At 67.2% G+C, this 25,592-nt stretch carries 22 protein-coding genes; 10 read left to right on the top strand and 12 right to left on the bottom strand.

Annotation, left to right across the window (positions count from 1 at the left end):
* Nucleotides 1-95: 95 nt before the first annotated feature.
* From DBO85_RS01785 to speA, 5 genes are all read left to right on the top strand, one after another.
* Nucleotides 96-1,154: a DUF2333 family protein gene (locus tag DBO85_RS01785; RefSeq protein ID WP_108104690.1), complete on the top strand. Its 1,059-nt coding sequence runs from the start codon at nt 96-98 to the stop codon at nt 1,152-1,154.
* A complete protein-coding gene (locus DBO85_RS01780; RefSeq protein WP_108104688.1) occupies nt 1,151-1,687 on the top strand; it encodes an NUDIX domain-containing protein in 537 nt (178 codons plus the stop codon). Before DBO85_RS01785 ends, DBO85_RS01780 begins: the two co-directional genes overlap by 4 nt.
* Nucleotides 1,688-1,749: 62 nt before the next feature.
* A complete protein-coding gene (locus DBO85_RS01775; RefSeq protein ID WP_108104686.1) occupies nt 1,750-2,121 on the top strand; it encodes a translation initiation factor Sui1 in 372 nt (123 codons plus the stop codon).
* 23 nt (nt 2,122-2,144) lie between these two features.
* Nucleotides 2,145-3,065, top strand: coding sequence for a hypothetical protein (locus DBO85_RS01770; protein ID WP_108104684.1), 921 nt, complete (start codon nt 2,145-2,147; stop codon nt 3,063-3,065).
* A 79-nt stretch (nt 3,066-3,144) separates the two neighbouring features.
* Entirely contained in the window at nt 3,145-5,055 is a 1,911-nt protein-coding gene (gene speA / locus DBO85_RS01765) for an arginine decarboxylase (protein ID WP_108104682.1), read from the top strand.
* A 6-nt stretch (nt 5,056-5,061) separates the two neighbouring features.
* On the opposite strand, the gene DBO85_RS01760 is transcribed toward speA, so the two are convergent.
* Entirely contained in the window at nt 5,062-5,514 is a 453-nt protein-coding gene (locus DBO85_RS01760) for a DUF2214 family protein (protein WP_108104680.1), read from the bottom strand.
* Nucleotides 5,511-6,554 carry a GGDEF domain-containing protein gene (locus DBO85_RS01755; RefSeq protein ID WP_108104678.1) on the bottom strand — a complete coding sequence of 348 codons (1,044 nt, stop codon included), beginning with the start codon at nt 6,552-6,554 and terminating at the stop codon, nt 5,511-5,513. Before DBO85_RS01755 ends, DBO85_RS01760 begins: the two co-directional genes overlap by 4 nt.
* A gap of 178 nt (nt 6,555-6,732) precedes the next feature.
* On the opposite strand from DBO85_RS01755, the gene DBO85_RS01750 reads away from it, so the two are divergent.
* On the top strand, nt 6,733-11,634 hold the full coding sequence (locus tag DBO85_RS01750) for an alpha-2-macroglobulin family protein (RefSeq protein WP_108104676.1): 4,902 nt from the start codon (nt 6,733-6,735) through the stop codon (nt 11,632-11,634).
* A gap of 41 nt (nt 11,635-11,675) precedes the next feature.
* Here DBO85_RS01750 and DBO85_RS01745 read toward each other — a convergent pair whose 3' ends face one another.
* Nucleotides 11,676-11,969 carry a hypothetical protein gene (locus DBO85_RS01745; protein WP_108104674.1) on the bottom strand — a complete coding sequence of 98 codons (294 nt, stop codon included), beginning with the start codon at nt 11,967-11,969 and terminating at the stop codon, nt 11,676-11,678.
* A 140-nt stretch (nt 11,970-12,109) separates the two neighbouring features.
* Between DBO85_RS01745 and pbpC the strand changes: the two genes are divergently transcribed.
* Nucleotides 12,110-14,452, top strand: coding sequence for a peptidoglycan glycosyltransferase PbpC (gene pbpC / locus DBO85_RS01740; protein ID WP_407681431.1), 2,343 nt, complete (start codon nt 12,110-12,112; stop codon nt 14,450-14,452).
* A gap of 359 nt (nt 14,453-14,811) precedes the next feature.
* Here pbpC and DBO85_RS01735 read toward each other — a convergent pair whose 3' ends face one another.
* Nucleotides 14,812-15,258, bottom strand: coding sequence for a DMT family transporter (locus DBO85_RS01735; protein WP_108104672.1), 447 nt, complete (start codon nt 15,256-15,258; stop codon nt 14,812-14,814).
* Between the two features lie 384 nt (nt 15,259-15,642).
* On the opposite strand from DBO85_RS01735, the gene DBO85_RS01730 reads away from it, so the two are divergent.
* A complete protein-coding gene (locus tag DBO85_RS01730; protein ID WP_199286979.1) occupies nt 15,643-17,748 on the top strand; it encodes an Ig-like domain-containing protein in 2,106 nt (701 codons plus the stop codon).
* 7 nt (nt 17,749-17,755) lie between these two features.
* Here the strand turns inward: DBO85_RS01730 and DBO85_RS01725 are convergent, their stop codons facing one another.
* From DBO85_RS01725 to DBO85_RS01705, 5 genes are all read right to left on the bottom strand, one after another.
* Nucleotides 17,756-18,301 (bottom strand): DUF4136 domain-containing protein, encoded by a 546-nt coding sequence (locus DBO85_RS01725; protein WP_108104668.1) that lies wholly within the window; start codon nt 18,299-18,301, stop codon nt 17,756-17,758.
* Between the two features lie 49 nt (nt 18,302-18,350).
* Entirely contained in the window at nt 18,351-18,938 is a 588-nt protein-coding gene (locus tag DBO85_RS01720; protein WP_108104666.1) for a DUF4136 domain-containing protein, read from the bottom strand.
* The gene (locus DBO85_RS01715) at nt 18,935-19,699 is read right to left on the bottom strand and encodes a methyltransferase domain-containing protein (protein WP_108104664.1); all 765 of its coding nucleotides are present in this window, start codon (nt 19,697-19,699) and stop codon (nt 18,935-18,937) included. Before DBO85_RS01715 ends, DBO85_RS01720 begins: the two co-directional genes overlap by 4 nt.
* Nucleotides 19,696-20,001, bottom strand: coding sequence for a nucleotide pyrophosphohydrolase (locus DBO85_RS01710; RefSeq protein ID WP_108104662.1), 306 nt, complete (start codon nt 19,999-20,001; stop codon nt 19,696-19,698). The genes DBO85_RS01715 and DBO85_RS01710 overlap by 4 nt, the downstream gene beginning before the upstream one ends.
* 183 nt (nt 20,002-20,184) lie before the next feature.
* Nucleotides 20,185-20,937, bottom strand: a complete 753-nt coding sequence (locus DBO85_RS01705) for a hypothetical protein (protein WP_108104660.1) — start codon at nt 20,935-20,937, stop codon at nt 20,185-20,187.
* A gap of 200 nt (nt 20,938-21,137) precedes the next feature.
* On the opposite strand from DBO85_RS01705, the gene bfr reads away from it, so the two are divergent.
* Entirely contained in the window at nt 21,138-21,602 is a 465-nt protein-coding gene (gene bfr / locus DBO85_RS01700) for a bacterioferritin (protein WP_108104658.1), read from the top strand.
* Nucleotides 21,603-21,633: 31 nt separating this feature from the next.
* Here bfr and cueR read toward each other — a convergent pair whose 3' ends face one another.
* Nucleotides 21,634-22,077 (bottom strand): Cu(I)-responsive transcriptional regulator, encoded by a 444-nt coding sequence (cueR, locus tag DBO85_RS01695; protein ID WP_108104656.1) that lies wholly within the window; start codon nt 22,075-22,077, stop codon nt 21,634-21,636.
* Nucleotides 22,074-24,485, bottom strand: a complete 2,412-nt coding sequence (locus DBO85_RS01690; RefSeq protein WP_108104654.1) for a heavy metal translocating P-type ATPase — start codon at nt 24,483-24,485, stop codon at nt 22,074-22,076. Before DBO85_RS01690 ends, cueR begins: the two co-directional genes overlap by 4 nt.
* A gap of 157 nt (nt 24,486-24,642) precedes the next feature.
* Here DBO85_RS01690 and DBO85_RS01685 point away from each other — a divergent pair, with 157 nt between their 5' ends.
* Nucleotides 24,643-24,840, top strand: a complete 198-nt coding sequence (locus DBO85_RS01685; protein WP_108104652.1) for a heavy-metal-associated domain-containing protein — start codon at nt 24,643-24,645, stop codon at nt 24,838-24,840.
* Here the strand turns inward: DBO85_RS01685 and DBO85_RS01680 are convergent.
* On the bottom strand, nt 24,819-25,472 hold the full coding sequence (locus tag DBO85_RS01680) for a TetR family transcriptional regulator (RefSeq protein ID WP_108104650.1): 654 nt from the start codon (nt 25,470-25,472) through the stop codon (nt 24,819-24,821). The genes DBO85_RS01685 and DBO85_RS01680 overlap by 22 nt on opposite strands.
* Nucleotides 25,473-25,592 lie beyond the last annotated feature (120 nt).

Here is a 25,592-nt window from a genome sequence, read left to right as displayed (position 1 = left end):
CGCTGCGCGGCAGCGCGCCTTTCGCCTATAGTGCGAGGGCCGCCCGTCAGACGGGCGCGTGTCTTCATGTATCTCAGCGCAAGGACCTTTTTCTCATGCCGCAATGGAAGAATCTCGCCACCCGCTGGCGCGGGCGCGTCGACAACTCGGTCGAGGACACCCAGAGCTACTTCGCCGGTGGCTGGCTCGGTCGTGGCGTGTTGCTGATCCTGTTGGTCTATCTGCTGATCAGTGCTCTGGTCGGCTGGTACTGGAGTCAGGAGCCGGACATGTTCCCGGTCCAGCAGCAGGCGCAGCAGAGCGCCGAGCAGAAGCAGCGTCAACTGGTGAACGGCTACACCACGGTGGAAACCCTCAAGACCGTCGCCTCCACCCTGCTCGACAAGCCGGGCGGCTACATCTCCAACGACATCGCGCCGCCGGGGATCTGGCTGGACAACATTTCCAACTGGGAATATGGCGTGCTGATCCAGGTCCGCGACATGGCCCGCGCCTTGCGCAAGGACTTTTCCCGTTCGCAGTCGCAGTCCAGCGAAGACCCGGATCTGGCCAAGGCCGAGCCGCTGTTCAACTTCGACAATGACAGCTGGGCGTTTCCGGCCAGCGAGGATGAATACGCCCGTGCCATCCGTGCGCTCGATCGCTATCAGGCACGCCTGTCCGATCCGGGCCAGTCCCAGGCGCAGTTCCACACCCGTGCCGACAACCTGAACAACTGGCTCGGCGATGCCGCGACGCGTCTCGGCTCGCTGTCCCAGCGCCTGTCTGCGAGTGTCGGCCAGGTCCGGCTGAACACCGAAGCCGCCGGCGCTCCTGGGGTCGTGCCGAAGTTCGATGAAGAAATCTACGAAACGCCCTGGCTGGAGATCGATGACGTCTTCTACGAGGCGCGCGGGCAGGCCTGGGCGTTGTCGCATCTGCTGCGCGCGATCGAGGTGGATTTCGCCGACGTGCTGGCGAAGAAGAACGCCACCGTCAGCCTGCGCCAGATCATTCGTGAGCTGGAAGCCTCGCAGGAGCCGCTGTGGAGTCCGATGGTCCTCAATGGCAGCGGTTACGGCATGCTCGCCAACCACTCGCTGGTGATGGCCAACTACCTGTCGCGCGCCAGTGCCGCGCTGATCGATCTGCGCCAGCTGCTGTCGCAGGGGTGAGTGCCGAGGTACGCGAGGCGGCACATCGCGCCGCCTCGGACGCCGAGCTGGTGCTCTGGGTCGATGAGCAGGATCAGCCGCTCGGCGCGCTGCCCCGCGCTGAGCTGCGCGAGCGAGGGCTGATCGGTCGTGGCACCTTCATCTTCCTGTTCAACTCCCAGGGCCTGCTCTGTGTGCACCGGCGCACGCTGAGCAAGGCGCTCTATCCCGGATACTGGGATCTGGCCGCTGGCGGCATGGTCGGGGCGGGGGAAGACTGCCCTGCGGCCGCGGCTCGGGAGCTGGAGGAGGAGCTGGGGATCGCCGGTGTCGAGCTGCAGTCCCACGGCAGCTTGTTCTTCGACAGACCGGACAACCGACTCTGGTGCTATGTCTACTCGGCAGTGAGCGACGCTGCGTTGCGCCTGCAGCCGGAGGAGGTACTGGAGGCGCGCTTCCTCGCGCCGCCGGCCGTGGCGCGACTGGTGCGCGAGCAGCCGGTCTGCCCTGACACGCTGGAAGCCTGGCTGCGCTGCCTGGCGCCTGCGCGCTGACCGCAGGCGGCGATGCTGGTAAATTGCCCGGCCTTCGCCCATGTCCTGCCGACGGAGTTGCCATGGCCAAGAAACTCTCCTCGCTCGCCGCGCTTGGCGGGCTGGTCTATTCCACCGACGGTGGGCGCCACTGCCCGGACTGCTCGCAGCCGGCCGACGCCTGCATCTGTGCCCGGCAATCCGTGCCCAGTGGTGATGGCGTGGCACGTGTTCGCCGCGAAACCAAGGGGCGCGGCGGCAAGACCGTGACCACCATCAGTGGCGTGCCGCTGGCCGAAGCAGCGCTGCGCGAACTGGCGACGGCGCTGAAGAAACGCTGCGGCTGCGGTGGCTCGTTGAAGGATGGTGTCATCGAGATTCAGGGCGAGCACGTCGAGTTGTTGCTTGGCGAATTGCACAAACGCGGTTTCAAGGCCGTCAAATCCGGCGGCTGAAACCGCCAGCACAAGGAGTGCGAATGCACCAGAGCAGTGCCGACACGGCATTCACCGGCGAGCCTCTCCTGCTAGAGGGAGAGTACTGGCAACTGGCATTTCAGCTGACCTGGTCGGCCCGCGATCTGCGCGACCTGTTGCTGTTGCGCGATGTCGGCGATCTGCCGCCCTTGCGTGTGCTGCGTGCGCGTCGTGTCATGGCGGGAGGCGAACCGGGCGAGTCGACTCTCTGGCTGCTGGCCGAGCAGGCGTTGACCGAACCGCAACGGCGCCGCTGCCGCGAACGCGGGGTGGTATGGCTGGACGCACGCGAGCTGCCGGTTGAACTGTCGAGCTACTGTGCCGATCTGCCGATGACCCGGCTGATCGAGCGGCGTGATCAGCGGTCTCCGATGCTCGGCTGGGTCGTCGCGCTGATAGTCCTGGCGGGCGTCGCCACGCTGCTGGTTGCTCACGGACATCGGGAACAGAGGATCGCCGAGCAGAATCAACGGGCGGCGGCGCTGATCATATCGCTGCATTCGCCGCCCGCACCGCGTGCGCCGGTCGAGCAGCTGCATGCGGCACTGGTCGCGCTGGGTGTGCCGGCGCTGGTCGGTGATCGGGTGCTGGTGCGGGTGCCCGAGGGGCTGTCGGCGCCGGCAGAGGCGCGCTTGCTGGACGAAGCGCTGACGCCCGGATTACGCGCGGAAATAGCCGATCTGCAAGCGCTGCAGGCCTATCTCGACCAGCAGGCCCGGCGCGCCGGACAGAAGCGCCTGATCATGGGTACCGAGCACTGCGACTATGCCGGCGAGCGAGTCATTCCGATGCCGGGTCACCGCGCGTTCGTCCTGCGCTTGCAGCAGGTCAGTGCCTGGGATACTCGCTTGCGCTGGGCGGGTGTCGAGCGCGTCGAGCCGCAGCAGTTGCGTGGCTGCCTGGCCCTGTCGGCCGCTAGCTGAATCGCGCTGACGTCTGAACCGCCTGTCTCGGCTATTGTCCGCAACAGCACTCATCGCAATTGCAATCAGGGGAACACGCATGGCTACAAGACGTACGCGCAAGGCAGAAGGCCAGTGGAGCGCAGCGGACAGCCGCAGTGTCTACGGCATCCGCCACTGGGGTGCCGGCTACTTCGCGATCAGCGACGCCGGCCGCCTCGAGGTGCGCCCCAATGCCAGCGCCGATCAGCCGATCGATCTGGCCGAACAGATCCAGGCGCTGCGCCAGTCCGGCCTGACCCTGCCGCTGCTGGTGCGCTTTCCCGACATTCTCCAGGATCGCCTGCGCCGCTTGACCGGCGTCTTCGCCACGCAGATCCAGCGGCTCGACTACCAGGCCGGCTACACCGCGCTCTACCCGATCAAGGTCAACCAGCAGGAAGCGGTGATCGAGAGCCTGATCGCCACACCCGGCGTGCCGGTCGGTCTCGAGGCCGGCTCCAAGCCCGAACTGCTGGCGGTGCTGGCGCTGGCGCCGAAGGGCGGCACCATCGTCTGCAACGGCTACAAGGACCGCGAGTTCATCCGTCTGGCGCTGATCGGACAGAAGCTCGGCCACTCGGTGTTCATCGTCATCGAGAAGGAGTCCGAGGTACCCCTGGTGATCGAGGAGGCCAAGGCCCTCGGGGTGGCGCCGCAGATCGGCCTGCGCGTGCGGCTGTCGTCGCTGGCCTCCTCGAAGTGGGCCGACACCGGCGGCGAGAAGTCCAAGTTCGGGCTTTCCGCCGCGCAACTGCTGGCGGTGATCGAGCACTTCCGCGACGCCGGGCTGGACCAGGGTATCCGCCTGCTGCATTTCCACATGGGCTCGCAGATCGCCAATCTGGCTGATTATCAGCATGGTTTTCGCGAGGCGATCCGCTACTACGCCGAGCTGCGCGGTCTCGGGCTGCCGGTGGATCACGTCGACGTCGGTGGCGGGCTTGGCGTCGACTACGACGGCACCCACTCGCGCAATCCCAGCTCGATCAACTACGACATGGACGACTACGCGGCCACCGTGGTCGGCATGCTCAAGGAATTCTGCGATGCCCAGGAGCTGCCGCATCCGCACATCTTCTCGGAGAGCGGCCGGGCGCTGACCGCGCACCATGCGCTGCTGGTGGTGCAGGTGACCGATGTCGAGCGACACAACGACGAGCTGCCGCAGATCGACGACTACGAGGCCCTGCCGGAAAGCCTGCGCAACCTGGCCGACCTGCTCGGGCCGACCGATCCGGAGCGTGTCACCGAAACCTACTGGCGGGCCTCGCACTACATCGCCGAGGTTGCTGCGCACTACGCCCTGGGCAAGGTCAGCCTGCCGCAGAAGGCACTGGCCGAGCAGTGCTACTACGCGCTCTGCCGTCGTCTGCACGACTCGCTGAAGGCGCACCAGCGCTCGCACCGGCAGATTCTCGACGAACTCAACGACAAGCTCGCCGACAAGTACATCTGCAACTTCTCGGTGTTCCAGAGCCTGCCCGACACCTGGGCCATCGGCCAGATCCTGCCGATCCTGCCGCTCGATCGGCTCGACGAGGAGCCGCTGCGCCGCGCGGTGCTGCAGGACCTCACCTGCGACTCGGACGGCAAGATCCGCCAGTACGTCGACGAGCAGAGCATCGAAACCAGCCTGCCGGTGCATCCGCTGCGCGAGGGCGAGGACTACCTGCTGGGGATCTTCCTGGTCGGCGCCTACCAGGAAATTCTCGGCGACATGCACAACCTGTTCGGCGACACCGACTCGGTGAACATCTACCAGCGCGACGACGGCAGCGTCTATCACGCCGGCATCGAGACCCACGACAGCATCGAGGACATGCTGCGCTACGTGCACCTGTCGCCGGAGGAGCTGATGGCCTTCTACCGTGACAAGGTCGCCAGCGCACCGCTCAGCGCCCGTGAGCGCACCAGCTTCCTCGACGCCCTGCGTCTGGGCCTGACCCGCTCGTCCTACCTGAGCGGCTGAGCCGCCTCAGAACTGGCCGTGGCCGCGCGCCATCAGCGCGGCGGCCGCGACCATCCCCAGCAGGGCGAGCAGCTCCACCACCATGGTCAGGCGCAGTTGCAGCAGCCGGCGGCGGTCCAGTCGTGGCGACTCGCCGGCGCGCAGCGACGCGCGCCAGCCGAGGAAGACGAAGGTCGGCAGGATCGACAGCATCGATACCAGTAGAAACAGTCCCATCTTCAGGTAGAAGAAGCTGTTCATGAGGTAGTAGTCCAGGCCCTTGCCGAACCAGATCAGGCGGATCAGGCCAGTGGTCAGTACCAGTCCGGCGCTGACGCCGTAGGCCAGGTCGGTGAACAGCAGGGCCCAGCCGCGGCGCGGCGAAAGCTGCTGACGCAACTGGGCAAATTCGGCCAGCAGCAGGCCGAGCAGCAGGGCGATGGTGAAGTAGTGAAGGTGGGCGGCGCCGGCGTAGCTCATGCGGCCTCTCCGGAGCGAGCCAGCTCGCAGCGATCACGACCGCTACCTTTGGCTCGATAGAGTGCCTGATCCGCACGCTTTAGCGCCTGTTCGGCCGGCTCATCGGCGCCGATCAGGGTACAGCCCACGCTCATGGTCTGCCGCAGCGGGCCATTCTCGAGTTCCACAGGCTTTCCGGCCAGCGCGAGCCGGACGCGTTCGGCGACGCGCATCAGCTCCTGTTCGTCATGGACCTGAACCAGCAGCATGAATTCTTCCCCGCCGTACCTCGTCAGAATGTCATCGGGGCGCAGTGCCTCCTGCATGCGCCGGGCACTCTGCCACAAGACCTGGTCTCCGGCCGCATGCCCGTAGCTGTCGTTGACCGCTTTGAAGTGATCCAGGTCGCAGAACAGCACGCCCAGCTGGCGTCCCCTGGCGCGGGCCTGATCGAGCTGGACGGGCAGGAAGTGCTGCAGACCGGCGCGGTTCCACAGTTGGGTCAGCGGGTCGAGCAGGCTGCGGCGCTGTTCGCGGTCCAGTTCGTCGCGCAGGTGGCGGGCCTGGCTGGAATGGCCGTGCAGGTGAATGCAGCCTTCTCCCAGCAGCGTCAGGTCGCGCAGGTGCTGTTGCTGGCGCTCGTCGAAGATGCGCGGAAACGGATCGATCAGGCAGAGGGTGCCGAGCGGCTGGCCGTCCTCGGCGTGGATCAGCTCGCCCGCATAGAAGCGGATATAGGGCGGCCCCAGAACCAGCGGATGGTCGGCGAAGCGCGGGTCCTGCAGCGTGTCCTCGACGATCAGCGGCGTGTTGCTGGCCACGGCGTGGGCGCAGAACGACACCGAGCGCGGGGTTTCCGTCAGATCCATGCCCTGGCGACTCTTGAACCACTGCCGATCACGGTCGACCAGCGAGACCAGCACGGTCTGCACCTCGAAAAGGTCGCGTGCCACGCGGGTCAGGGCGTCCAGATTGCGGTCGGTGGGTGTGTCCAGCAGTTGCAGATCATCCAGTGCCTGCTGACGACGGGCTTCCTGCAGAAACAGCTCGGGGTTTTGCATGGGTTGCTTCCTGGCCGGTTGGAAGGGATAGGTCTGCCTGAGACGGACAGCATAGCCACGGACGTACTCGGCCGACATTCGACTGTTCATCCATTTTGCCGAGCGCCGCTCGTCTGCCACGGGGGCTTTTGGCTATAGTGCCGGCTTCCTTCCCCGTCCTCTTTCGAGAGCGTGATCCATGCCGAACAAAGGATTGCTTCTGGCGCTCGCACTGAGCTTGCTCACTGCCTGTGATTCTTCCACCGACACCACCACGGCCGCACCGCCATCGGTTGCTGCAGACGCCTCGGCCAAGCCTGCGCCGGCGCGTGATCTGGCGGCGCTCGCGAGCCGCCACGCCGGGCAGCCGCTGCAGCTGCTGGATACCTCGGAGGTACAGCTGCAGGGCGCCAGCGCACTGTCGCTGACCTTCTCGGTGCCGCTGGACCCGGAGCAGTCGTTCGCCGAGCGCTTGCATCTGGTCGACAGCAAAAGTGGCAAGGTCGACGGTGCCTGGGAGCTCTCCGACAACCTGACGGAGTTGACCCTGCGGCCGCTGGAACCCAAGCGCAAGCTGGTGTTGACGGTGGATGCAGGGTTGCGTTCGGTCAACGGCGAGCGCCTGGCGCAGGAGCAGGTAGTGCGTCTGGAAACCCGCGACCTGCAGCCGAGCGTCGGCTTCGCCAGTCGCGGTTCGCTGTTGCCCACACGTCTGGCCGAAGGCCTGCCGGTGATCGCGCTGAACGTCGACCAGGTCAACGTCGAGTTTTTCCGCATCCGCGCCGAAGCGCTGCCGGCATTCCTTTCCCGCTGGGGCCGCGCGACCAACCTCGACAGCTGGGATGCGCGCCAGCTGCTGCCGATGGCCGAGCTGGTGTATGGCGGCCGCTTCGATCTCAATCCTGCGCGCAACACCCGCGAGACCGTGTTGCTGCCGCTCTCCGGCATCGAGGCGCTGAACCAGCCGGGCGTCTACCTGGCGGTGATGCGCGAGGCCGGCAGTTACCACTACTCGCAACCGGCGACCTTGTTCAGCCGCAGTGACATCGGTCTCTCGGCACACCGCTTCGGCAGCCGCATCGATGTCTTCACCCAGGCCCTGGCCGGCGGCGGTGCGCTATCCGGCGTGGAGCTCGAATTGCTCGACGCTGAGGGTCGCGTGCTCGGCACCGCGAAGACCGACCGCAGTGGCCACGCGGAGCTGGCGCTGGCGCCCAAGGCCGAGGTGCTGCTGGCACGCTCGGGCGAGCAGACCAGCCTGCTGCGCCTGACCAGCCCGGCGCTGGACCTGGCCGAGTTCGATATCGGCGGTGCGCCGGCGCATCCGCAGCAGTTCTTCGTCTTCGGCCCGCGTGATCTCTATCGCCCCGGCGAGACGGTGCTGCTCAACGCCTTGCTGCGCGATGCCGACGGCCGTGTACTCGAGCCGCGCCCGGTGAGCGTCGAGGTCCGTCGCCCGGACGAGCAGACCAGCCGCAAGTTCGTCTGGAATGCCGACGAATCGGGGCTCTACCAGTACCAGCTGCCGCTTGCCGAGGAAGCGCCGACCGGACGCTGGCAGCTGCTCTTCGATCTTGGTGACGGCAAACCGCAGCTGTACGAGGTCATGGTCGAGGACTTCCTCCCCGAACGCATGGCGCTCGAACTCAAGGGCAGCGACGCGCCGGTCGCGCCGGGGCTGGATGCGCGCTTCCAGGTCGAAGGTCGCTATCTGTATGGCGCACCGGCAGCCGGCAACCGCCTGCTCGGCCAGCTCTATGTGCGTCCGGCACGGGAGGCGGTGAAGAGCCTGCCGGGCTATCAGTTCGGCTCGATCAGCGAGGCCGAACTGAGCCAGGACCTGGAGCTGGACGAGCAGACCCTGGACGCCGACGGCAAGGCCGAGGTGGTCATGGAAAGCCGCTGGGCCGAGGCGCGCTCGCCGCTGAATCTGATTCTGCAGGCCAGCCTGCAGGAGTCCGGTGGCCGTGCCGTCACCCGCCGGCTGATCCAGCCGGTGTGGCCGGCCGAACGTCTGCCGGGCCTGCGCGGCCTGTACGATGGCGAGGAGGTGGACGCCGAGAGCCTGGCCGAGTTCGAGATACTGGTCGCCGACGTGGCCGGCAACAAGCTCGCCGCCGACGACCTCAAGGTGCGCCTGGTGCGCGAGCGGCGCGACTATTTCTGGAGCTTCTCGGAGGACAGTGGCTGGAGTCACAACTTCAACGAGAAGCAGCTGAACATGGCCGAGGAGAAGGTCAGCGTCAGCGCTGGTGGCACCGCCAAGGTGTCCTTCCCACTGGAGTGGGGCCCGTATCGGGTCGAGGTCGAAGACCCGGCCACCGGGTTGGTCAGCAGCCTGCGCGTGTGGGCTGGCTGGCGCTGGCAGGACAACGCCGAAGGCGGCGCGGTGCGTCCGGACCAGGTCAAGCTGGCGCTGGACAAGCCGGGCTATGCCGAAGGCGAGACGGCGCGCATCACCGTCACGCCGCCGGCTGCCGGCAAGGGCTACCTGATGCTCGAATCGAGCGAAGGCCCCCTGTGGTGGCAGGAGATCGAGGTGCCGGCCGAAGGCAAGAGCTTCGACCTGCCGATCGACAAGGACTGGGCACGGCATGATCTCTATATCAGCGCCCTGGTGATTCGTCCGGGTGAGCGCAAGACCGGGGTCACGCCCAAGCGTGCTGTCGGCCTGCTGCACCTGCCGCTCGACCGCGCCCCGCGCAAGCTGGCGCTGGAGCTCGAGGGGCCGCAGAAAATGCGTCCCAACCAGCCGCTGAAGGTCCAGGTGCAGGCGCGCAACGCCGATGGCAGCCCGGCGCGTGAGGCGCATGTGCTGGTCGCAGCGGTGGACAGCGGCATCCTCAATATCACCGAGTTCAAGACCCCTGATCCGTTCGCCGGGTTGTTCGGGCGCAAGGCCTACGCGGCCGACCAGTTGGACGTCTACGGCCAGTTGATCGAGGCAGGACAGGGCCGTCTTGCCAGCCTGGCCTTCGGTGGTGACGCGGCACTCGCGGCCGGTGGCAAGAAGCCCGACAGCAGCGTGCTGATCGTCGCCTTGCAGAGCCAGCCGCTGAAGCTCGACGAGCAGGGCCGTGGCGAAGTCAGCCTGGACATTCCCGACTTCAATGGCGAGCTGCGCCTGATGGGCCAGGTCTGGACGGATGAGCGCTACGGCTCGGCCGAGGCCAAGACCGTGGTCGCCGCCCCGGTGGTCGCCGAGCTGGCCGCGCCGCGCTTCCTTGCCGGTGGCGATCAGACCAGCCTGGCGCTGGATGTGAGCAACCTGTCGGGCGCGGCGCAGACGCTCAAGGTTTCCCTGGTCAGCGAAGGTCAGATCGAGCTGACCGGCACGGCCGGCAGCGAGCTGCAGCTGGCCGACGGCGAGCGTCGCACCCTGAGCATTCCGGTGCGCGCGCTGGGTGGCCTCGGCCAGGGCGTGCTGCGCCTTAAGGTCGAGGGGCTGCAACTGCCCGATGAAACCCTCGCACCGCTGGAGCGCGAATGGCGCCTGGGCGTGCGGCCGGCCTGGCCGGCGCAGCTGGTGCATTACCGCACGGTATTGAAGGACCAGCCGTGGGAGCTGCCGGCGGACGCCCTGGCAGCCTTCGAACCGGCCGGCCTGGAAGCGCGCCTGAGCCTGTCGAGCCGTCCGCCGCTGAACCTCGGCGAGCAGATCCGTGCGCTCAAGGCCTACCCCTACGGTTGTCTGGAACAGACCACCAGCGGTCTGTATCCGTCGCTGTATGCCGATGCCGCACTGCTCAAGCGCCTGGGCCTTACGGGCGAGCCGGACGAACAGCGGCGCAAGTCGATCGAGCTGGGCATCGAGCGCCTGCTCGGCATGCAGCGGCACAACGGCAGTTTCGGTCTCTGGGGTGCCGACGGCAGCGAGGAGCACTGGCTCACCGCCTATGTCACCGACTTCCTCCTGCGCGCTCGCGAGCAGGGCTTCGGCGTGCCGGACGAGGCGCTGAAGAAGGCCAGCGAGCGTCTGCTGCGCTACCTGCAGGAGCCGAGTCTGATCGACGTGCCCTACAGCAGTGATCGCGACCACAGCCGCTTCGCCGTCCAGGCCTACGCCGGTTACGTGCTGGCACGCAGCGAACAGGCGCCGCTGGGCTCCCTGCGCAGCCTGTTCGAGCGTCGCGAACAGTCGCTGTCGGGCCTGCCGCTGGTGCATCTGGCGGTAGCGCTGCAGCGCATGGGCGACGCCCCGCGTGCCGATCAGGCGCTGCAGGCCGGCTTGGCCACGGGACGCAAGGAGAACCTCTGGCTCGATGATTACGGCAGTCCGCTGCGTGATCAGGCGCTGATGCTGGCGCTGCTGCAGGAACACGACATGGCTACGGATCGGGTCGAGCGACGCCTGTTCGATCTGGCCGATACCCTGGCCGGTCGTCGCTGGCTGTCGACCCAGGAAAGCAATGCGCTGTTCCTTGCCGGACGCGGCCTGCTGAGCAAGCCCGAGCCGAGCTGGAGCGCCACGCTTGACGTGGCGGGGCAGACCCGTGTGCTCAACCCGCAACAGGCCGAACTGAAGCTCGAAGGCGCCCTGCTGCAGGTGCCGTTGAGCATCAGCAGTCCTGGCGAGGCGGCGCTGTATCAGCGTCTGACCCTGTCCGGCTATCCGGCGAGGGCTCCCGAGGCGGTTGGCGAGAACCTGGAAATCCGCCGCGAGTACCTGGGTATGGATGGCCGGCGCATCGACCTGAACAATCTCGCCAGTGGCGAGCTGGTACTGGTGCACATCGCGCTGAACGCCGACGAGCAGGTGCCCGATGCCCTGGTGGTCGACCTGCTGCCGGCGGGCCTGGAGCTGGAGAACCAGAATCTGGCCAATGGCGCGGCCAGTCTGGAGGACGCCGGCGGTGCGGTGAAGGAGTGGCTGGAGTCGATGGCCGCGGCCGGCATCAAGCACCAGGAGTTCCGTGACGATCGCTACGTGGCGGCGCTGGCGTTGTCGCCCTACGAGACCACGCACCTGCTCTACCTGGCGCGCGCGGTGACACCGGGCAGCTACCGGGTGCCGCCGCCGCAGGTCGAGTCGATGTACCGTCCGCAGTGGCGTGCGCTGGGCACATCGCCTGGGCAACTGGTGGTGCGTCCGCGCGACTGAGTGCAATGGCGGGAGCCGGCTGCGCCGCTCCCGCCAATCTGCTAGTGGATGATCAGGCTGAGCAGCCAGAGACTGATCAACAGCCAGAGGATGCCGGCGACGACGCGCTTGCGGACGAAGGCGCGTACCGACAGCCCCAGCAACAGCAGGCCGAGTACCAGGGCGATCATGCCCAGCAGCGAGGCTTCCATGCCGAGCGCGCGGGACAGCCCGTTGAGAAAGTCGCGTCCGGCACTGCCGAGCATGTCGAAGAAACCGGTGAGCAGATCGACCACGAAACGGATGATGGTGCCGAGCACCTGACCCAGACCCTCGAAGAAGCCTTCCACATGCATATTCTTTTCCTTGCCGCTGTCGTCGCTCCGTCTGGAGCGTGGGTGAGTGGTGAGTATTCGCTGGCCGGCGAGCATACGCGAGTCTGGGCTTCTGTCGTCTCGTCGAGCGCGCTGGTGCATCCGACCGCTGGAGCGCAGCTTTGACTTCCCTTTCGCGCTGGCGACTGCGCCTGCGCCGCCTGGCGCAGCTATTGGCGGCCCTGCTGCTGGCGCTGTGGCTGGGCGACCGGCTGTTTCCGCTGCCGCTGCCCACGGATGATCTGGCGCGCGTGGTGCTGGCCGAGGACGGCACGCCGCTGTGGCGTTTCGCCGACAGCGACGGCGTCTGGCGCTACCCGGTGACGCCGCAGGACGTTTCCCCCTATTACCTTGAGGCGCTGCTGACCTACGAGGACCGCTGGTTCTATCGCCATCCCGGCGTCAACCCGCTGGCCCTGGGGCGGGCCGCCTGGCAGAACGTCACGGGCGGCCAGGTGGTTTCCGGCGGCAGTACCCTGTCGATGCAGGTGGCGCGGCTACTCGACCCGCACTCGCGGACCTACAGCGGCAAGCTGCGCCAGCTGTGGCGCACCCTGCAGCTGGAGTGGCATCTGTCCAAGGAGGAGATACTCACGCTCTATCTGAACCGTGCGCCCTTCGGCGGCACCCTGGAGGGCGTGGCGGCGGCCAGCTGGGCTTATCTGGGCAAGTCGCCGGCGCAGCTGACCCGCTCCGAGGCTGCGCTGCTCGCGGTGCTGCCGCAGGCGCCCAGCCGGCTGCGGCCGGATCGGCATCCAGAGCGGGCCCAGGCTGCAAGGGACAAGGTCCTGCGCCGTCTGGGCGAGTTCGATGTCTGGCCGCAGTCGCTGGTCGAGGAGGCACTGGAAGAACCGGTGTTCCTCGCTCCGCGCCAGGAACCGCGCCTGGCGCCGCTGCTGGCCCGTCGCCTGAACCGCCCCGGGAGCCCGCCGCTGATCCGCACCACCATCGACGTCGGCATGCAGCGACGGCTGGAGGATCTGCTGCTCGGCTGGCGCGCTCGACTGCCCGAGCACACCTCGGCGGCAATTCTGGTGGTCGAGCACGAAAGCATGGCGGTGCGCGCCTACCTTGGCTCGATCGACATGGGCGATAGCAAGCGCTTCGGTCATGTCGACATGGTTGCCGCGCTGCGCTCGCCAGGTTCCACGCTCAAGCCGTTTCTCTATGGCATGGCCATGGACGGCGGGCTGATCCACTCCGAGTCGCTGCTGCAGGACGTGCCGCGTCGCTATGGCGACTACCGGCCGGGCAACTTCGCCGCCGGCTTCAAGGGGCCGGTGTCGGCCAGCGAGGCGCTGGCGACCTCGCTCAACCTGCCGGCCGTGCAACTGATGGAGGCCTATGGGCCGAAACGTTTTGCCGGCGAGATGCGCGCCGCCGGCGTGCCGCTGGTGCTGCCGCACGGTGCCGAGCCAAACCTGGCGCTGATTCTTGGCGGCGGCGGCAGCCGGCTGGAGGACCTTGTTGTCGGCTACAGCGCCTTCGCCCGCGACGGGCGTACGGCGCGGCTGCGTTTTCAGCCGGATCAGTCTCTGCACGAGCGACGTCTGCTCTCGCCCGGCGCGGCCTGGATCGTGCGCCGGGTACTGGCCGGCCAGGCGCGGCCGGATCGCGACCCGCGTGCGCGATTGCTGCAGCGTCCGGTGCTGGCCTGGAAGACCGGCACCAGCTACGGCTTTCGCGATGCCTGGGCGATCGGCGTCGGACCGCGGCATCTGATCGGCGTCTGGATTGGTCGCCCCGACGGCACGCCGGTGCCCGGCCAGTTCGGTCTGGCCTCGGCGGCACCGCTGCTGCTGCAGGTGCACGATGTGCTGGTCAATCGCGACGCCCAGCGCGGGCTGTCCGGCCCGGCGCAGGAGCCTCCGGATTCGGTCGGGGTGGCGGCGATCTGCTGGCCTTTGGGCCAGTCGCTGGCGCGTGATGACCACAATTGTCGCCGTCAGCGATTTGCCTGGATTATCGACGGCACCACGCCACCGACCCTGCAGGCGCAGGATCAGCCGCTGGGTCTGGGTCTGCGCGAGAAGATCTGGCTCAACGCCGAAGGGCTGCGGGTGGATGCCGGCTGCAATGACGCCCGGCCGCACGAACTGCAGTTCTGGCCGGCGCCGCTGGAGTCCTGGTTGCCGCGCCGCGAGCGCCGGGAAGTGCGCATGCCGGCAGTGGATCAGCAGTGCCCGCCCGCGCGGGAGGCACTGGCGCCGCCGTTGTCGATCGTCGGCGTGCGGGATCAGGCGCGCCTGCAGCGCCCGGCCGGTAGTCGCGAGCCGCTGCCGCTGGAGTTCTCGGTGCTCGGCGGCAGCGGCCGCACCTGGTGGTTCCTCGACGGCCGTCCGGTTGGCGAGAGCGCCGCCGGGGAAAGCCTGCGGTATGCCTTCGCCCGCAGCGGCCGCTTCCAGCTCAGCGCCCTCGATGAAAGCGGCCAGACCGCCCAGGTCGAGTTCGAGATCGTTCGTTAACGGTTCGGCGTTGCCGTCCTTTCGGTGCGGGATCGCTCGGCGGATTACGCCGCGTAGCGGCTAATCCGCCCTACCACGCGGTTGCTTCGCCAGACCGCAGCTATGAGCCATTTCGCGGGTGGACAAGGCTGCGCCGTTGTCCACCCTACGCAGGACGGACTTTCGTAGGGTGGATGACGCTTTCCTCATCCACCATTTCGGCTCCCGAGCGCCTTGATGCTCAGGCCACACCGTTTTGCACGGTCCATGCTGGACAAACACGGCGTTGTCCCCCCCCACGGCACTGGCGCTGATGAAGCGGCTGCTAACCCGTAGGGCGCAATAAGCGCAGCGCATTGCGCCGAGGGCCCGTCGGCACATCAACCGCGCTGGATCAGCCAGACCCCGGCGAAGATCAGGCCCAGACCGCCGAGCTTGCTGGCATTGATCGGTGCTTCGCGAAAGCCCGCCCAGCCCTGGTGGTCGAGCAGCAACGCCATGCCCAGTTGGCCGGCCAGCACCAGTGCCATGAACAGCAGGGCACCGATGCGCGGGCCGGCGAAGGCGGCGTTGGCGATGAAGAAGGCCCCGAGCAAGCCGCCGCACCAGTGCCACCAGTTCAGGCTGCGCAGCTCGGTGACACTGGGCAGACCGCGCTGCAGCAACACCACCGCGAGCAGGGCGAGGGTGCCGACCAGGAAGGAAATCAGCGCCGCCGTCATCACGCTCGGCACCTGGCGGGCAAGCTGACCATTGATGCCGGCCTGCAGGGGCATCAGGGCGCCAGCGAACAGGGTCAGGGCGATCAACCAGGCGTTGCCGGACATGCTGAAAATCCTCCAGGGCTGGAAAAGGCGGCGACCTTAGCATGGTCGACATTGGTTGGGCCTGGGTCGGAGCGGGCCCGCTGCCGGGGAGCGGGTGGAAATACGAGACTCGCTTGAGAATGAACGTTCGTTCATCTACTGTTGACGGCGAGCGTCACAACAATAACAACCAGTCCGCGGATGTCCGTGGACGTGCTCGGTACGCGCCCTTGTCGATGCTGGACCTGCCAACCGCCTGATGCGTTGCGCAATCCAGTGCCCGGGTCGTTACCGGCCGCACCGTCGAGCTCGTCGTCCGCCGTGCAGCACACTCAACCTCAGTGCGTGACCTCAGGAGGCTCGATGTCGCTTCGCCGTTCCCCCCGATGCTGCCAGACCCTTGCTGTGGCTCTTCTGCTTGGCGCGCTGCCGGCCATTGCCAGCGCTGCGACCAGCGTTCGCTACGATCTTTCCAGCGTCGATGGCAGTCCCTTCCCCAGCGATCGCTTCACCCGTACCGACTTGCGCCAGGTCACCGGCCGCCGGGTAGACATGCCGCTGCCGGACTGCAGCCTGTACGTCTCCGACTGCGCTGATATCAACGTGCTCAATACCCTTGATGGCTTCAATGTGCAGCCGCGCTTCAGCGTGCCTTTCGATGGCGATATCGACCCGAGTTCGGTCAACAGCCGGAGCATCTTCATCGTTCACCTTGGCGACACCCTGACTGGCCGCGGTCGCGGCGAGCGAGTCGGTATCAACCAGGTCGTCTGGGATCCGGCCAGCCGCACCCTGGCGTTCGAGTCCGACCAGCAGCTCGACCAGCACAGCCGTTACGCGCTGGTGGTGACCACCGCCGTGCGTGATGCCGCCGGCAAGCCGATCGTCAGCGGCCGCTTCGGTCGTTTCCTCGGTGGTCTGGATGACCAGGCGCGCAGTCGCGGGCTGCTGCCGTACCTGCAGGCGTTGCGGCAGTCGCGGGGCTACGCACGACTGCCGGAGCAGAAGATCGCGGCGCTGAGTCTGTTCACTACCCGCAGCATCAGCGGCGACTTGCAGAAAGTGCACAAGCGCATTCAACAGCAGACGCCCGGGCCGGTGGATTTCCAGCTGGCAGAGCGTGCGGGAGCGCCGCTGCGCAGCGTCTTCGCAGTGTCAGCGCTGCAGGCCATCGAGTTGAACCGGCAGACCGGCACGGCGCCGGCCTATACCACCACTGCGGTGCCGAGTGGTGCGCTGCAGGCGGTGCCTGGCGCGGTTGCTCGGGTTGCGTTCGGCCGCTTCAGCTCGCCGAACTACCGCAATGCCGAGCGTATCATTGCGCCCACGCCGAGCCTGCTCGGCATGCCGCGTCAGCTCGGCAGCCACGAGCTGGTCTTCGTGGTCTTCCTGCCTTCCGGCGAGATGCCGGCCGGCGGCTGGCCGGTAACCCTGTTCGGCCATGGCCTGACCGACAGCATGTATGGCTCGCCCTGGGCGGTGGCGGCCAGCTTCGCCAACCAGGGCATCGCCACGGTGGCGATCAACGCGGTGGGTCATGGTGGCGGCGAGCAGGGCTATCTGCGGGTGCTGCTGAATGATGGCGGCGAGGTACGGCTGCCGGCCGGCGGGCGCAGTTTCGATACCGATGGCGACGGCGTCATCACCATTGCCGAAGGTCTCTCGGCGGCGCGGCCTTACGGCGTGCTCAGCCACCGCGACGGCGTGCGTCAGACCAGCATCGACCTGATGCAGCTGGTGCGGCAGATCGCTCAGGGCATCGATGTCGACGGTGACGGTCGGATCGACCTCGACCCGCAGCGGCTGTACTACGCCAGCCAGTCGTTTGGTGGCGTCTATGGCATGCCGATGGTGGCGGTCGAGCCGCGCATCCGCGCATTGGCCACCAATGTCGCTGGCGGCTCGATGACCGAGGCTGGTCGCCTGGGTCTGGCGCGTGCTTCCACCGGTGCCTATCTGGCGCTGCGTCAGCCGTCGCTGATCAACGTCGCCCATCCCAGTGGCGTGCAGTTCAACGAGAACATCCCGTCGCGCGACGAACCGGTGCGGATCAATGCCGTGCCCGGCGCGATGGCCATCCAGCGTGCGCTGGATCGCAGCGAGTGGGCGCAGCAGTCGGCCAATGCGGCGGCGTATGCGGTGCATCTGCGTGAGCGGCCGCTGCCGGGGCGAGCGGTGCGACCGCTGGTGTTCCAGTTCGCCAAGGGCGATCAGGGCACGCCGAACCCGACCAGCAGTGCCATCCTGCGAGCCGGCGGCCTGGCTGACCGGGCGACCTTCTACCGCCACGATCTGGCCTATGCGCAGAATCCGTCAGTGGGCAAGGATCCGCATACCTTCCTCACCAGCCTGGGCAATCCGGCAATGGCGCCTTTCTCGCTGATGGCGCAGCGGCAGATGGCGGTGTTCCTCGCTAGTGACGGCGCACTGAGCATCGACCCCGACGGCGGCGCGCCCTTCTTCGAGGTGCCGCCAGCGTCGCTGCCGGAGACGCTCAACTTCATTCCCTGACGTGGGCTCAGTGGGGCGGAAAGTACTGCAGCATTTCCGCCACGCTGCGCTGGATGGCAGCACTGCGTCGGGCGGGATGGTCGGCGCCGCTGTCTGGCGCATCCTCGCGGGCGGCGCGCCAGATCAGGCGACCGTCCTTGCCGTCATACAGATCGATCTGCAGGGTGCGCACCTGGTAGTCGATGGTGCGGACTTCCTGGAACACCGGGCCGTACCAGGGATTGCCCCAGTAACCGCCGGAGAGGCTGCGCAGCTCCTGCTGGCGGGTATCTAGCATCACCGACACCTGCACCCGCAGATCGGCCTGAGCGCCGTCGGGGGCCTGGCGCAGACCGCGTTGTTCCAGCTGGCCGGCAATGGCGTCGCGGATGCGCTGTTCGGTCAGATCGCTGCGCAGGCGTGGGTCGTCCGGCCGGTAGGTGAGCGGCGTGTCATGCCATTGCCAGCTGCGGTAGGCGGAATAATCCCGACCCGGATCGTAGTCGCGCAGCAGCGAATTGCTCTGGCAGCCGCCCAGCGTCAGCAACAGTACGTACAACAGCCATCTGTGCATGCTTAGGTCTCCTCGACGCTCGGCGCGCCGCTAATCGAATCGCTGGATGTCAGTTCGGTGGGTAGCTGGCCAGGGCCTTGCGCACGGCTGCGCGCAGGGCCTCCATGCGTTTGCTGCCGTCGCCGCCGGCCAGGCTCTCGGCGCCGCAGCTCCAGAGGCTTTGACCGTCGCGGGCATCGATCAGCTCGATACGCACCACCACGACCTCTTCCTGGTAGCTGCGAGCCATCGGCACCTGGCCGTACATACCGTAGTGACGATCGTAGCGGCCATGGCCGTAGTAGCCGCCATAGTCGTCGTAGACCTGGCGCAGGCGAGTCTCCTGGCTCATGCGTGCGCGTACCAGCAGGTCGGCGGCGCTGCTGGTCGCCGGGCGCAGGCCGCGCTGGTCGAGCTCGGCGGCCACCACTTCGGCGAGTTGCTCGCCGCTGGCCCAGGCGCTGCCGGCGGGCAACTGCTGCCAGTTCCAGCTGCGATAGCGACTGAACTCGCGCGCGGCCGCCGGGTAGGCGGACAGATCCAGGCCCTGCGCCTGTGGCGGCGCGGGGGGCATGGGCAGCGATTCGCTCTGGTAGGGATTGTTCGCCTTGCACGCGCCCAGTAGCAGGCAGCAGGCAAGTATCAGGTAGCGCGTCATGACGAGCCTCCTCGATGCGGGCGGCAGATCCAGTGTAGATAACGCCCCAGGCCGGCGAAGGCCGGGTGGCGGCGGTAGGCGAGCTCCATTTCCAGCAGGTCTTCAAGGCTGGCCTGGGCCTGGAAGGGTGCCGGCATGTAGTCGTGGAAAACCCGCACGCCGCTGCGCGCCTGTATATGCCAGTGATCCTGCATCAGGGTATCGAGTTCGCGCGGGTCGAGTGGCTGCTGCGGGGTCAGGCTCTGCCCTTCGCCGGCGAAGGACTGCTTGCGCAGCTTGCGGAAATGCCCCTTGAGCAGGTTGCGGTAGATCAGCGCATCCCGGTTGTAGAAGGCCAGCGACAACCAGCCCTCGGTGGCGGTGAGCTGCTGCAGGACCGGCAGAATGCTCGCCGGCTCGGCGAGCCATTCCAGCACGGCGTGGCAGAGCACCAGGTCGAACGGCTGCTCGAGCAGTGCCGGCAGCTGCTGGAACGGCGCCTGGATAAAGGTGGCCTGGCAATCGGCGGCGGCAAAGCGTTCGCGGGCCGCTTCGAGCATCGGCGCTGCCGGTTCGGCAAGGGTCAGCTCATGGCCCTGCGCGGCCAGCCACAGACTCATGTGCCCAAGGCCTGCACCAATGTCGAGCACGCGCAGCGGCCGCACGGGCAGCGTTTCGGTGAGGTCCGCCTGCAGCACCGCGAGACGAATCGCACCCTTGGCGCCGCCGTAGATCTTCTCGGCGAAGCGCGTCGCCAACGCGTCGAAATGCCGGTCGGTCATGGCGCGAAGCGCCTTTCATTGTCGGCCAGCTTGGCGCGTACCGCCTGTTCCATGTCGATGCCCAGTTCGCTGCACAGCAGTAGCAGGTACAACAGGATGTCGCCGATCTCCTGGCCGGCGTGTTCGCGCTGGGCGGCATCGAGCTGGCGCGACTGGTCCTCGCTGAGCCACTGGAATATCTCCACCAGCTCGGCCATCTCCACGCTGGCCGCCATGACCAGGTTCTTCGGCGAATGAAAGCGCTGCCACTGGTTGCGATCACGGATCACGTGCAGGCGCTGGGTGAGTTCGGCAAGGTTCATCGGTGCGCTCCGTTGCGGGCGGATAGCTTCGGCCTTTGCCCGGCGAGCTTCAAGCGCGGCCGCGCTGCAGTGCTGTGATTTGCACGGCGCACGGGGCTGCGCGCGGCGGTAGATCAGAGCGCAATGAAAAAGGGCGCATGTGGTTGCATGCGCCCTCGTTTTCATATGGCTGCTGCTGAACGATCAGGGGTAGCCGCTCTCGTTCGGATTCGGTTGCAGCTCCATCACCCGCCATACAGAGGCGTAGACACTTTCCTGGGAGAAGATGATGCGGCCCTTACCCTTGTACAGGGCGACGATGCGCGCGACGTCCTTGCCCTTGAAGTTGAAGGGGATCCAGGCCTTGCCGGTCTGGTGCGAGTAGGTGGCGCTGGGGGTGCCGAGCAGCGCGTTGACTTCATCCATGCTCATGCCGACCCGCACATGCTCGAAGCTGCCGCTGCCCTGGGGGACAGCCGCCGCCTTGCTGGCGGTCGGCGTACCTGCAGCCGGACGGCCCTGGCCCTTGCGGTAGGCGTCCAGGCTGACGCTGCCGGCGCGGTAGCCCGCTGTGCCGGCGGGCAGGTTCTTGGCGGCGCCGCCGCAGTGCTTGTCCAGCTTGCGGTTGCCGGAGGTGGCGACCACCTCGTCGAGGACCGGCTTGTAGCGCCCGTTGCCGGAATTACCCAGTGCCTTGCAGACCCAGGCCATGGCGTCGGCGCTGGTGTTGTCACTGGAGGTACGGTACTTCTGCAGCAGGACTTCGGCGGCGACGTCGAGCACTTCCTGGTCGCGGTAGCCGCTGTGGTAGATGCTCTGCGCCGCCTCACGGATCGACACCGGGCCACCCTGGACCAGTTGGTCCACATAGCGCTTGCCGGAGGGGTCCAGGGCCTGGGCCTGCATGGCGGTGCAGCCGAGGGCCAGGGAAAGTGCGAATGCCGATCCTTTTCTCATGATGTTCTTCTCGCTAGTCCTGTGATGGGGCGGGCAACAGCCGCAGCGGCAACCTTAATCCGCAGGTTGGAAAAGGCCAAGCGCCGGATGCGCGCGCTTGCCGCGTGCGACGGTGGATTGTGCTAGACTTGACCCGGATCAGCGCGGCGCCGATGCTGGCGCGCTTTCATGGCCGTGGCCAATCAGAGGGAGACATCGCAATGCAGGGGCACGCGCAGGTAATCGACTATTTCCGGGAGCTTCTGCGAGGCGAGCTGGCGGCTCGTGACCAGTATTTCCTGCATTCGCGCATGTATCAGGACTGGGGCTTCGCCAAGCTGTTCGAGCGCATCAACCACGAGATGGAAGAAGAGACCCAGCACGCCGACGCGCTGCTGCAACGCATCCTGTTCCTCGGCGGCACGCCGGACATGAGTCCGGAGGGCATCACTCCCGGCCACGATGTGCCCTCGATGCTGCGCAGTGACCTGGCTCTGGAATACAAGGTGCGCGCCGCGCTGGCCAAGGGCATCGCGTTGTGCGAGCAGTTTGGCGACTACCCCAGCCGCGACATCCTCGCGGCGCAACTCAAGGACACCGAGGAAGATCACGCCTACTGGCTGGAGCAGCAGCTGGGTCTGATCGATCGCATCGGCCTGCAGAACTACCTGCAATCCAGGGCCTGATCGTTCGCCGGGACTCTTCGTCGAACGGCGGCTAAGGTCTTTCGGCTGATGCCCGTGGCTGCTGATCCGGTGTATCGCCACAGCAGTCGGTATTGCCCAGGGTGCTGAGGATCGGGCAGTCGGGGCGTTCATCACCGTGGCAACTGTCGACCAGGCCCTGCAAGGTATCGCGCAACTCGCTCAATTCGCGGATGCGCTGCTCCAGTGCCGTGACGTGGCTGGCCGCCAGCGCCTTGACGTCGGCGCTGGCACGCTGGCGGTCATGCCACAGGGCCAGCAGCCGGCCGACTTCCTCCAGCGAAAACCCCAGGTCGCGCGAGCGCTTGATGAAGGCCAGGCGATGGATGTCATCCTCGCTGTAGCGCCGATAGCCGTTCTCACCGCGGCTGGCCGGCGCCAACAGGCCGATACTCTCGTAATAGCGCAGCATCTTCGCTGACAGGCCACTGCGCCGGGATGCCTGGCCGATGTTCATCGTTGGTTCTCCTCGGGCTGCAGGTTCGGCCGCCAGCGCTTGAGCAACAGCGCGTTGCTCACCACGCTGACGCTCGACAGGGCCATGGCGGCGCCAGCGAATACCGGGTTGAGCACGCCGAAGGCCGCCAGCGGAATGCCGACCAGATTGTAGATAAAAGCCCAGAACAGGTTCTGGCGGATCTTCGCGTAGGTGCGCCGGCTGATCTCCAGCGCCGCCGGCACCAGGCGCGGGTCGCCGCGCATCAGCGTGATGCCGGCGGCCTGCATGGCGACATCGGTGCCGCTACCCATGGCGATGCCCACATCCGCGGCGGCCAGCGCCGGGGCATCGTTGACGCCGTCGCCGACCATCGCCACCACCGCGCCGTCGTTGCGCAGTTCACCGACCAGGCGTGCCTTGTCGCCTGGCAGTACCTGGGCGTGCAACTGGCTGATGCCCAGCGCGGCGCCGACGCTGGCGACGCTGCCCTGGTTGTCGCCACTGATCAGATGGCACTCGATGCCGCGCTCGGCAAGCTGGGCGAGGGCCGCGGCGGCGCCCGGCTTGATGCTGTCGCCGAAGGCGAACAGGCCGAGTACCCGGGGGGCAGGCGAAAGCTCCATCAGCCAGGACAGGGTGCGGCCCTCGGCCTCCCACTGTTGCGCCAGGGCCTGCGCCTGCGCCGGGCCGCTGCCCAGCTGCTGCTCATCCAGCAGGCGGCGATTGCCCAGTGCCAGGCGGCGCTCGCCCAGGCGCCCGGCGATGCCGCGGCCGGCCAGTGCCTGGCTGTCGTGGATATCCGGCGGGCGTATGCCGCGCTCGGCGCAATAGCCCAGCAGGGCACTGGCCAATGGATGCTCGCTGCCACGTTGCAGGGCGCCGGCGTCGCGCAGCAGGCCTTGTTCGTCAGTCTCGATGGCGTGCAGGTGGATCAGTTGCGGTCGCCCCGAAGTCAGGGTGCCGGTCTTGTCGAAAGCCACGCGGGTCACGCCGTGGGCGAGCTCCAGGGCTTCGGCATCGCGGATCAGGATGCCGTGGCGGGCGGCGACGCCGGTCCCGGTCATGATCGCCGCCGGTGTCGCCAGACCCAGTGCACAGGGACAGGCGATCACCAGTACGGTCACCGCGTTGATCAATGCGACTTCCGCCGCCGCGCCGGCCAGCAGCCAGCCGGCCAGGGTGGCCAGGGCAATGACCAGCACCACCGGGACGAAGACTGCGCTGACCCGATCCACCAGTTTCTGGATCGGTGCCTTGGCGGCCTGGGCGTCCTCGACCAGGCGGATGATCCGTGACAGTACGGTCTCCGCACCCAGTGCCGTGGTGCGCACCAGCAGGCGGCCGTCGCCGTTGATCGCGCCACCGGTTATGCGCTCGCCTGGGGTCTTGCTGACCGGCAGGCTCTCGCCGGTCAGCAGTGCTTCGTCGGCCTGGCTTTCACCCTCGATGACCTCGCCATCGGCGGGGAAGCGCTCGCCGGGCCGCACCACCAGCACGTCGCCCAGGCGCAGATCGGCGATGCTGACCTGCTCCTCGCCCATCTCCCCCAGGCGCACCGCGCGTTCCGGGCGCAGCGCCTGCAGCGCGCGGATCGCCGAACCGGTCTGGCGCTTGGCGCGGCTTTCCAGATATTTGCCCAGCAGGACCAGAGCGATCACCACCGCCGAGGCCTCGAAGTACAGGTGCGGCATCACCCCCGCCGGGCTCTGCCACCACAGGTACAGGCTCAGTCCGTAGCCGGCGCTGGTGCCGATGGCCACCAGCAGGTCCATGTTGCCGGCGCGGTTGCGCAGCGCCTTCCAGCCGGCGACATAGAAGCGTGCGCCGAGAATGAACTGCACCGGGGTGGCCAGCAGTGCCTGCAGCCAGGCCGGCAGCATCCAGTGCAGACCAAAGGGGCTGGCCAGCATCGGCAACACCAGCGGGGCGGCGAGCAGCAGGGCGAGCAGGACCGCGAGGCGCTCGCGGCGGAGCGCCTGGCCGGCTGCGTCCGGCTTGTCGCCGGCCAGTGCTCGGGCCTGGTAACCGGCGTCGGCCACGGCTTTTTCCAGCGCCGCGTCGGAGGTCCCGGCGAGCACGCGTACCCGGGCCTTCTCGCTGGCCAGGTTGACCGAGACTTCCAGTACGCCGGGAAGCTTGGCCAGCGCCCGCTCGACCCGGCCGCTGCAGCTGGCGCAGGTCATCTTCTCGATGCGCAGCTCGCGCTCTTCGACCGGCACCTGGTAGCCGGCTTCTCGCACGGCCTCTACCAGGCGGGGCAGGGCATCGGCCGGCGCTCGCAGGGTCACGCTGTCGCTGGCCAGATTGACCTGCACGCTGTTCACCCCGGCAAGTCCGACCAAGGCCCGCTCGATGCGGCCGGCACAACTGGCGCAGGTCATACCCTGAATGGGCAACCGAAAGGACTGATCGCTTGTCTGGTTCATGGGGCAGGGCTCCAGGAGGACGGTTTGCTGATCATCAACCTTGACCCGTGGTCAAGGTCAAGCGGCGTCGTCCAGTCATTCGGAACCTGCCCGCTATGCTTGACCTTGCCACGCGGGCAGGGACGAGACTGCGACTTCACTTCGAGGAGACAAGCAGATGATGAAATTCAAGGTGCAGGGCATGAACTGTGGGCATTGCGTGGCGGCGGTGACGCGGGCGCTGCAGACGCTGGACCCGTCGGCGCAGGTACAGGTCGATCTGGCCAATGGCGAGGTGCGCACACAGGGGCTGTTTTCCGAAGAGCAGGCCGCGCAGGCGATCCGCGCCGAGGGCTATGAGGTGGCGGTGGCCTGAGCGTCCACAGCCGGGTTCCAGTCGCGCACCAGGCCGCGGAACAGCGCGTCGATCAGGCTGCTGGTATCGGTCAGCGGATCGAACTGGCTGGGGTCGCGGGTCCAGTCGCTGAACAGGCCGAGGATCAGGCCGTGCAGCGCCTGAGCCGCCTGGTGCGGGGTGACGGCCGGGTGTAGCTGGCCCTGGCGGTGGACGCACTCGAAGAGTTGTTCGCTGAGTTCGATGAAGCTGGCAATGAACGCGTTGTGGCGTTCTTCGGCTTCGCGCAGCTCATCGGTGAATTCGCAGCGGTGCAGCAGGATGGTGAAGATTCGACGTCGCTGTTCGGCGCGGGCCAGGTTCTCGATGGCCTCTATGCACAGATCGCGCAGCGGACGCAGCGGCTGTTCGCGGTCGCAACTGCGCAGCCGTTCGGTGAGCTGCTCGGGTGGCAGGCGGACCTGGCTGATCATGGCGTGGAACAGGTCGGCCTTGTTGCGAAAGTGCCAATAGACTGCGCCGCGGGTGACGCCGGCGTGCCGGGCGATCTGTTCCAGCGTGGTATGCGCCACGCCCTTCTCCAGGAACAGCACCTCGGCGGCGAGCAGGATCGCGGCGCGGGTCTTCTCGGCGTCTTCCTTGGTTCGGCGCATGGCGGATTCCGTGGTCTCTGGATGGGCTCGGGATGACGCAAAAAGGCCATCAAGGGGCGCGTATCTTATTTACAAACGTTCATGAATGTAAGTAGCATCGCCAACTTCGATAGCCTGCTT

Source organism: Pseudomonas mangrovi, assembly GCF_003052585.1.
GTDB classification, from domain to species: domain Bacteria; phylum Pseudomonadota; class Gammaproteobacteria; order Pseudomonadales; family Pseudomonadaceae; genus Aquipseudomonas; species Aquipseudomonas mangrovi.
This window is presented reverse-complemented; position numbering and strand designations above follow the sequence as displayed.